Annotated in this window: 3 protein-coding genes and 2 pseudogenes; 4 read left to right on the top strand and 1 reads right to left on the bottom strand. The window is 35.5% G+C overall.

Translation table 11 applies throughout. The features are described 5' to 3' along the window. Positions 1-174: 174 nt before the first annotated feature. Positions 175-381 (bottom strand): hypothetical protein, encoded by a 207-nt coding sequence (locus QT74_RS08590; RefSeq protein WP_033765860.1) that lies wholly within the window; start codon positions 379-381, stop codon positions 175-177. 60 nt (positions 382-441) lie between these two features. Between QT74_RS08590 and QT74_RS07595 the strand changes: the two genes are divergently transcribed. The 4 genes and pseudogenes from QT74_RS07595 (at position 442) to QT74_RS08755 (ending at position 5778) form a co-directional block, all read left to right on the top strand. Continuing rightward, on the top strand, positions 442-684 hold the full coding sequence (locus tag QT74_RS07595) for a hypothetical protein (protein ID WP_050579223.1): 243 nt from the start codon (positions 442-444) through the stop codon (positions 682-684). 150 nt (positions 685-834) lie between these two features. After that, positions 835-2581: pseudogene (locus tag QT74_RS07590) on the top strand (DUF262 domain-containing protein). Between the two features lie 40 nt (positions 2582-2621). Continuing rightward, the gene (locus QT74_RS07585) at positions 2622-3875 is read left to right on the top strand and encodes a single-stranded-DNA-specific exonuclease RecJ (protein ID WP_033765859.1); all 1254 of its coding nucleotides are present in this window, start codon (positions 2622-2624) and stop codon (positions 3873-3875) included. A gap of 44 nt (positions 3876-3919) precedes the next feature. Continuing rightward, a pseudogene (locus QT74_RS08755) lies at positions 3920-5778 on the top strand (hypothetical protein). The last annotated feature ends 8 nt before the right edge of the window (positions 5779-5786 follow it).

Genomic DNA, 5786 nt, shown 5'->3' with positions numbered 1-5786 from the left:
ATTTTGGAATGTGAAAGAAATTTTAGAGTTTGAAAGAAAATTTAGAGTTTGAAAGGAATGGATAAGCGTTATTGGAAATGATGGGGGAGCGATTGGAATTAAGGGGGTAGAGAATAAAGCTTTTAAGATCAAACACATCATTAAATAAAACACATCATTAAATAAAACACATCATTAAATAAAACACATCATTAAATAAAACACATCATCATTAGATAAAACAAATAACGCAAAAATAAAGACGCACCACCACTTAAAATAAGATAAAAACGCATCATTAAAATAAGATAAAAACGCATCATTAAAATAAGATAAAAACGCATCATTAAAATAAGATAAAAACGCATCATTAAAATAAGATAAAAACGCATCATTAACCATTGATTAAATACCGCTAGATACAATAGCCCAAGTCATCTTTTTTTCAAAAAAGGGGTAGAAATGGCATTCAATCATTCAAGCATTCAAGCATTCAATCATTCAATCATTCAATCATTCAATCATTCAATCATTCAATCATTCAATCATTCAATCAATCAAGCAATCAAGCAATCATTCAATCATTCAAGCAATCAAGCAATCAAGCAATCAAGCAATCAAGCAATCAAGCAATCAAGCAATCAAGCAATCAAGCAATCAAGCAACGCTACCATACTTTTATCGCTTTTACAAAAATCCGCTTAAAAATCCTTTACTTTTTATTATTCCCCCTTTCATTAACCCTTTTATTCCCCCTTTCATTAACCCGCACCGCAATCTTTTTAAAAAATTTGATTCGATAAGCCCCATTTTTAAATCAGTGGGGCTTACAGAGTTAAATTCAAAGGAGAAGTGATGGCAAAAGTAGAAGTGGAGTTAAAAAAACTCCATCAAATTTTAGTGGATGCTGAATATTTTTATCAGGTTCCCGATTACCAACGCCCTTATGTGTGGGATAAGGATCATTTAGGGGCTTTGATTGATGATCTGGTGGGCAGCTATACGAACAACAGAGAAGATGAATATTTTTGCGGCTCTATTGTGATCGCTGAAAACCAAAAAGATGACAGATGGGATGTTGTGGATGGCCAACAGCGATTAACGAGTTTTATCATTCTGGCTTGCACGATTTTAAAGCTTCATAAAAATAGTCTTGGGCAAAAATCTAAAGCCTTTATTAAAGAGAGTATTTATGACAGACACGATGAAGAAAAAGAGCGTCTGAAGTTTTTAACCGCTCAAAATTACAATAGTATTTTTGAAAACACGGTGTTAAACCATTTGGAGTTTGAAGACAATATTAAAAAGAGCGAATTGAATAAGAAATTTGAAGAAAACACTTATTTGCGTAACGCTTATTATTTCAAGGAGCTATTGAATGAGAGCATGGAAAATGGTTCCATAAGCGATATGGATGATTTTGTCAAGTGGTTTTATGAACACATTGTTGTGACCAGGATCATTTGTTTTGAGCAAGACAGCGCGATGCAAATCTTTCAAGTGTTAAACGACAGAGGTCAACCCTTAAGCCCTATTGATATTTTAAAATCCAGTTTGATGCAAGAAATCAAACAAGATAGTGAAAAGCGTAAGGATTTTATAACCACTTGGGACAAATTGGTTGAAGCTTGCAAGAGCGTTGAGGGCATAAGATATTGATTTGGAAGACTTTTTTAACATGTATTTAGAATACGCTGATCCTAGTTCTTCTAAAAAGAGAGCCGATAAGGGATTAAAAAAGGTATTCAAAGACAGCAAAAAAGACGCTTGCGGGTTCATTTATGATGTGAGCGCTTTTATGAAATCTTATACCGATTTGTTAAAAAAACCAGACCGATACATTTATTTATTGAGATACCTTCCCTCCAGATTTTGGGCCAGTATTTTAACGACAGCCCTTTATGTCAAATACCCTGATTTTGACGCTTTGAAAAAGCTTTTGGTGTCTTATTATTACCAAACTTGGATTGCAGGAGGCACGATCACGCGCATCAAGCAAACGAGTATCAACATTATCAAAAATGTTAAAAGCAATAAAGACATTGAAACCATCCAAGAGCTTATATTGAATAACATAGAATCTTATAACACCTTTAACCAATACCACTACAACTTATGGGATAGCTATTCGGTTTATCCTAGCAAATGGGTGCGTCCTGTCTTAGCCCTAGCTAATTATTTCATGGCAGATGAAGAGAAACCCCATTTTATCGTTATGGATGCCGAAACCCAAGTGGAGCATATTTTGCCCCAAAGCCCCAAAAGAGGCAGTCAATGGAACGCGGATTTTGACAAAGAAAAAAGAGAAGAATGGGTAAATAATATCGCAAATTTAACCCTTTTAAAGCGTAAAAAGAACGCGCAAGCTTTAAACGGGGATTTTGATGAAAAAAGAAAAATTTATGGCGGCAAAGACCCAAGCAAAGTGATTAGCTGTTATAACATCACTAAAGAATTGTATAGCGACTATAGGAAGTGGGACGAGAAGTCTCTCCAAAAGCGATACGACTTTTTTTATGAAATTATCACGCCTGTTTTACACATAGAAGGGCAAGAAGAGGAATTTGAAGAGGAATTTGAAGATGATTTTGATCTAGAATGATTAAAAACCATCAAGCATAAAAACAACAAAGAGGTAATCAATGCCTAAAAAAGAGCTATTAAAGATGTCAAAGAAAAGGATTTTTAAAGACTTCTTAAAAGAAGCCAAGCGCCATCGCCCCATTGTTTTCTATACAGATAATGATTGTGATGGCATGTTAGCTGGCAGCGTTTTAATGTCTATGTGTTGCAGATTGGGTATTAAGGATTTCTTTTTCTTTAGCCCTTTAAGGAATGCGCATGGCTATGGTTTCACCGATTTAGCCCTAAACGATTTATTGTCTAAACCTTGTATTTTTAACCCTAAAACCAATCAATTAGTCCGCCTAGATTGCATTAAAAACCAATTTCAAAAAGACCCCTTATTGTTTAGCGCTGATTTGGGGGCGGATTTAGTTTCTAACATAGAATTACAAGAAATCTTATTAGAGCGTTTTGAACAATGCATCATCACAGACCACCATAAGAGTTTTGAAGTTGATTGGATTGATGGAAATAAAATCGCCTACATTAACCTGAATGATGAAAAAGACGCCAACTATTATAGTGGGGCTTTCACAAGCGCTTTAGTGTTTAGTCAAATCTTTCAAACGCAAACCACTCCTTTAGAAGAAGAATTGATCGCTATCACGCTTTTAAGCGATCGCATTGATTTGGATCATGGGGATAATTTGGATATGGTTTTGAATTTAGCGCCAGTTAAACATGAGTGCATTAAATGCTTTTTCAAAGATAAAGATCTTTCTTTAGCCCAAGACGATTTAGATGGAATTTCTAACCTATACGGCTTTAATTGCATCAATTATATCAACGCTTTAAGCCGTTTGAGTGGGGCTAGAGAGTTTAAGGGTTGTTATGATAGCTATTTGCATTATTTGGTTTTAAAACATTTCAACCCCATAAACGATCCGCGCTTAAGCGTCTTTAATGTTAAGGAATTCAAAAGATACAACGACATTAAAAAGAAAATGGTGAAAGAAAGCGAAGAAAACGCTCAAATTTTTTCTTGTAACAAAATATTAGTGGCTCTTTTAGATGAAATCTGCTCTATTAAAGTAGGTGTTAGCGGTTTAGTGGCTAATAACTTTTTAAAAAAATACCCTTCCAATCGCTCCCTTTGTATCTATAGAGACAATAAAAACGGGTATAGCGGTAGCGCTAGGGGTGATGGGACTTTTTTAAGCCAGATTAAAACCATTCCTCTAATACAAGCTGGCGGGCATGAGGAAGCTTTTGGGTTGAGCTTTGCAAAAGAGGATTTTAAAAAAGTAATCAAAAGCTTACAAGCCTTATAAGGTCAAATAACGCTGATGATGAATTTTAAAAAAGAGGACTTGACATGTTATTGGATTATGATTTTTTATTGTTATTGAATGATGAGAGCGGGAATCCAACCAGATACTACTATTTGTTACAAGATTTTGAAAAGGATTTTGTGGCTAGTAAAGTGGCTCAAAATGGAGCGAAGCGATTCGTTAAGGAGATCATTGGGAGCGAGAAAGCCTCTAAAACTAAAAACAGCGCCATTAAAGTTTCTCATACAAAGGTTTCTGCTATTAAGAACGAAACGACTAAAAGCGGCGATCTTAAAAAGGTGTGTGAGAAAATCAAAAGCGCACTACCCTTTGGGATCATCTCAGCCTTTAAACCCTTTAAAGACGCTTTTTACAGAGATTTCAGTAATAATGAGCAAAAATTACTGATAGGGGCAGCTAAAAGCGGCTGCATTCAATCTAGCACTGACAAACTGGCTCAGTTAAAAACGCGCTTAATCTACTGGCAAGACAAATCTGTTAAAGTGGATTGGGATAAACCCATTTTGATTAAGGACTTCTTTAAAGGCAATAATTACCTTTATAGGAGGTTGTGTTTTTTATTGGGGAAGCATTTTATGGACAGATTTTTAAAGAATAACGCTAAGGCGAGCGTGAAAGACTTTATGTCTAGTAAGGAGTTTGTCGCTAAATACCGATACACCCCCAAGCAAAATACAGAAAGAGCGAAAAAGCTGCAATCGTATTTAGAGAATAAGCGCGATTTTATAGGGTTTGTTCAAACGCTTAACTCTTTAAAAGACAACCCGCAAGATCCTTTTTTACCCAATGAAGAAATAAGCTTTTTGGTGTTCGCTAATGAACCTACTATCGTATTTAATTTAAGGGACTATTTATTGGTGTTAGCGCAAATATTCAACCAACAAGCGATCTGTTATTGTGAAAGCAAATGCCCTATAGAATTAATCAACGCTTCACCGGGTAAGGACTTTAACAAGACACAAGATAGCTTTTCAGACATCAAATTCTCAACACCCACTAAATTAGAACAATCCCTCAACGCTCTTAAAAACAAACTAATCGCATTCTTTTCAAAACACCCTGATAAACATAACGGCACGGAGTTTAATGAAATGGCTAAAACTCAAATAGAAGCGCTTTATATGCCGCAATCTAGCGATGGTTTTGATGATTTTTGCGAGCATCTTGAAGATAGTATTAAAAGTTTTATCAGAGCGAAAAAAAATCGTTATGGCTTTCCTAAAATCTTTGATGTTGCAGACATAGAACAAGAAGAGAGGGAAGTCATTGAATGGCGAGAAAAAGAGAGAGCGTCAAAACAAAGCTATAAACAAAACCTTCAAATCAACAAAATCGCTAACGATTTAAAGCGTGATAAGGTAGTGGATAAAAGAACGATTTTAAGCGTGATAGACGCTGATATGGAGCGTGGTTTTATCCCGCCTAAAGATTTGTTAAAGCAATTAGAAAAAATCAGCGCTTCTCTTTCTAAAGACATCGTAATAGCGATAAAGCAAGTAGAAAAATTAGAGCTTAACTACGCGCTAATAGACAATATCCAACACAACACGCTTGATGACACGCTTAATTTTACCTTTATTATTGGGGATTCTTTGAGCGTTCAGTCGCTTTATGTTACCTTTGATCTTGTGATTGACATGGATAGACCTATGAGCGAGCAGTTTCTCAACCATATTGGGGAATGGGGAGTTTTGAATCTAGAGAGCGAGCGTTAGAGTGGGTGCGATTAACACAAGCTAAACTGATCATTGAAGCGCCTAGAGAAGCGCTAAAAAATGCGGAATTATCGCAAATTGAAGAAATATTAACCGGCTGTATTTTTAATGGCGCTTACCGCCTTCAAAACGATCTTAAGGGCAATAGACATGGAAATTTTAAATAAAATTCACA

It is taken from the genome of Helicobacter pylori SA213A, from assembly GCF_000476275.1.
In the GTDB taxonomy this organism is placed as follows: Bacteria; Campylobacterota; Campylobacteria; order Campylobacterales; family Helicobacteraceae; genus Helicobacter; species Helicobacter pylori_CL.
Note: the sequence above shows the minus strand (reverse complement) of the source record. Positions and strands in the feature narration are given on the sequence as shown.